Below are 1,605 nucleotides of genomic sequence, written 5' to 3'. Positions count from 1 at the left end.
GACCGGCCCGGCATCCGCATCGGACAGGCAGGTCGCGGTGACCGAGGTCTCGCCGCGCGACGGCCTGCAATCCGAGCAGGCCTTCGTCTCGACCGGGGACAAGATCCGGCTGGTCGAAGGCCTGATCGCCGCCGGCATCCGCTCGGTCGAGCTGACATCCTTCGTCTCGCCCCGCGCCGTGCCGCAGATGCGCGACGCGGCCGAGCTGGTGCGGCATTTCCGCGGCCGGCCCGGCATCCGCTTCAGCGCCCTGGTGCCCAACCCGCGCGGCGCCGAGGCCGCCATCGCGGCGGGGATCGACGCCGTGGTGATGTTCGCCTCGGCCTCGGAAAGCCACAACCGGAAGAACCTCAACCGCTCGCGCGCCGAATCGATGGCCGGGTTCCAGAAGATCGCAAGAAGCGCAGAAGGGGCCGGGGTCGCGCTGCAAGAGATTCGAGTCGCGGCACCTGTCCCTGATCTGCAAGGCCAATGATCGCGTGGACCCGGGACCCGAGAATGTCCGGCAGGAGCGGGAGGAACTCGACGGCAGAAAGTGCGACAACGGCCGGGCGCAGGTCTCGACGATCCTGCGCTCCTGATCCCGGGCCTGGCGGCTGTGCGGCCGCCAGCCTTCAGTCGCCGGCATCATCAGCGTTCGGCGCTGACGGCGCGCAGCTCGGTCAGGAACTCGGCCTGGGCGCGGGTGGGCAGCCAGTCCCGGCGCTGGCTCAGCCCGATGGGCCTCCGGGTTTCCGGCAAGTCCAGGTCCAGCAGGCACAGCGCGCCGAGCTCGATCTCGGCCGCGACTTGCAGGCGCGAGATACAGCCGACATGGTCCGAGACCCGCAGCAATTCGCGCATCAGGATCATCGAGCCGGTTTCCAGCAGGCTGTGCGGCGGGCCGCCGGCCGCGGCGAAGATCCGGTCGAAGGCGCGGCGCGCCGGGGTTCTTTCGGCCGCGGCCACCATGGGGAAATGCGCCAGCGCCGCGGCGTCCAGCCCCTGCCGCCCGGCCAGCGGATGGCCGGGGCGGGCGACCATGACCAGGGTGTCGTCGAACAGCCGGATCTGCTCGACATCGCCGATCGGGGCGGGATCGCGCAGCGCGCCGACCAGGAAATCGACTTCGCCCCGGCGCAGCCCGGCCATCATGTCCTCATAGGGCCCGTCCAGTGCCCGCACCGGCATGGTGGGGCGGCGGGCGCGGAACCGGGCGATGGCGCGCGGCAGCAGGTGCGAGCGCGCCAGCGGCATGGCGCCGACCACGATGCGGCCGACCTCGCGGCCGACCAGCTCGGCCAGGTCGGCCTCGGCCTGGTCAAGCTCGGAGAAGGCCAGCCGTGCGGCCCGGGCCAGGGCCTGCGCCGCGCGCGTGGCGATCACCCCATGGGCGGTGCGCTCGAACAGCGGCCGGCCGGCTTCCTTCTCGAGCTGGGCGACGGCGCGGTGCACGGTCGGCTGCGCCAGCCCCATGCGCCGCGCGGCCAGGCTGAAATTCTCGGCCTCGGCCGCGGCGATCAGCGCGTCGAGCTGCGCGGTGGTCACGGTCAGCGGCAGGCGCGGGCCCAGCTCGGCCAGCGCCGGATCGAGCCGGCCGAAGGCGCGGCGCAGGCGCAGGACCAG

1 protein-coding gene and 1 pseudogene are annotated in these 1,605 nt (G+C 73.0%); one reads left to right on the top strand and one right to left on the bottom strand.

Annotation, left to right across the window (positions count from 1 at the left end; translation table 11 throughout):
* Nucleotides 1–475, top strand: a pseudogene (locus tag I9P22_RS24145) (hydroxymethylglutaryl-CoA lyase); the annotation flags it as partial.
* A gap of 155 nt (nt 476–630) precedes the next feature.
* Here the strand turns inward: I9P22_RS24145 and I9P22_RS24140 are convergent.
* On the bottom strand, nt 631–1,605 hold a 975-nt coding region (locus I9P22_RS24140), incomplete at its 5' end, for a LysR family transcriptional regulator (protein WP_199262759.1).

The sequence above is a fragment of the Paracoccus binzhouensis genome (assembly GCF_016446475.1).
Taxonomy (GTDB): Bacteria; Pseudomonadota; Alphaproteobacteria; order Rhodobacterales; family Rhodobacteraceae; genus Paracoccus; species Paracoccus binzhouensis.
This window is presented reverse-complemented; position numbering and strand designations above follow the sequence as displayed.